The following is a 1,633-nucleotide window of genomic DNA, read 5'->3' as shown; positions in this document are numbered from 1 at the left end:
GGCGGTCCGGGCGCAGCAGTGCTGGGCTGCCCCTCACCCCGACCCCTCTCCCCCGAGGGGAGAGGGGGTAGGTTACGCCGCTTCGCGGGCGCTCAGATAGCCGATGACGGTGCCGAGCTGTTCGCGCAGGTCTTTCCGGTGGACGACCATGTCGATCATCCCGTGTTCGAGATAATATTCCGACGTCTGGAAATCCTCGGGCAGCTTCTCGCGGATCGTGCTCTCGATCACGCGGCGGCCGGTGAACGCTAGTGTCGCCTTGGGTTCGGCGATCTGGACGTCGCCGAGCATCGCATAGGCCGCCATCACGCCGCCCGACGTCGGATCGGTCAGCACGACGATATAGGGCAGCCCGGCGTCGTGGAGCATCTGGATCGCGACGGTGCTGCGCGGCATCTGCATCAGGCTGAGAATGCCCTCCTGCATGCGTGCGCCGCCGCTGGCGGTGAAGATCACATAGGGCACCCGGTCCTCGATCGCGGCCTCGACGCCGCGAACGAAGCTTCGCCGACCGCGAGGCCCATCGACCCGCCCATGAAGCCGAAATCCTGGACGCCGACGACGACGCGGTGGCCGTCGATCGCGCCGCGGGCATTGACCAGCGCGTCACGCTCGCTGTTGTCGGTGCGTGCCGCCTTGAGGCGATCGGTATAGCGCTTCTGGTCGCGGAACTTGAGCGGATCCTCGGGCACCGGCGGCGCGGGCAGCTCGCTGCAGCTGCCTTCGTCGAACAGCTGCGCGAACCGGATCTTCGGCCCGATGCGGTCGTGATGGTCGCATTTCGGGCAGACGTGGAGATTTTCCTCCAGCTCCTTGGTGAAGACCATCTGCCCGCAGCCCTTGCACTTGTGCCAGAGATTCTCGGGCGTCTCGCGCTTGGCGACGAACGGCAGGACGTTGCGGACGCTGTTGAGCCAGCTCATGCGCCGATCTCCATGCGAATTTCCTTTCTTGCGGACGCGACGGCATCGGCGAGAGACGTGATATAGGCGCGGACGGGCTCCGCCGCAGCGGTGCCGTGCCGGGCGACCAGCTCGACGATCGCCGAGCCGACCACGACGCCATCGGCGACGCGCGCGACGTTCGCCGCCTGTTCGGGGGTGCGGATGCCGAAGCCGACCGCGACCGGGATGTCGGTCTGCGCTTTCAGCCGCGCGACCGCGTCCTCGATCGAGGATTGCTGTGCCTGTTGCAGCCCGGTGATCCCCGCGACCGAGACGTAATAGAGGAACCCGCTCGCGCCATCGAGCACGGTCGGCAGCCGGGCCGCGTCGGTGGTCGGGGTGGCGAGGCGGATCAGGTCGATCCCGGCGGCGCGCAGCTGGGGCCCAAGCGCATCATCCTCCTCGGGCGGTACGTCGACGCAGATCACGCCGTCGACCCCCGCCGCCGCCGCGGCCTGCGCGAACCAGTCGGCGCCGCGCCGCAGCATCGGGTTGCCGTATCCCATCAGCACCAGCGGGGTGTCGGGATGGCGCGCGCGGAAGGCGGTGGCGATCGCGAGGATGTCCGCGGTGCGCGTCCCCTGCGCGAGGCTGCGGATATTGGCGGCCTGGATCGCGGGGCCATCGGCCATCGGGTCGGTGAACGGCATGCCGAGCTCGATCGCATCCGCGCCGCCCGCGACGAGCGC

General features: G+C 68.9%; 1 protein-coding gene and 1 pseudogene. Both read right to left on the bottom strand.

Going from position 1 to position 1,633, the window contains the following annotated elements; all coding sequences use genetic code 11:
• Positions 1-72 precede the first annotated feature (72 nt).
• Positions 73-923: pseudogene (gene accD, locus NI18_RS18545) on the bottom strand (acetyl-CoA carboxylase, carboxyltransferase subunit beta).
• A partial coding sequence (gene trpA / locus NI18_RS18540) for a tryptophan synthase subunit alpha (protein ID WP_037532148.1) occupies positions 920-1,633 on the bottom strand: 714 nt, incomplete at its 5' end. The pseudogene accD and the gene trpA, both read right to left, overlap by 4 nt.

This window comes from Sphingomonas sp. Ant20 (genome assembly GCF_000783375.1).
Lineage (GTDB): Bacteria > Pseudomonadota > Alphaproteobacteria > Sphingomonadales > Sphingomonadaceae > Sphingomonas > Sphingomonas aerolata.
This window is presented reverse-complemented; position numbering and strand designations above follow the sequence as displayed.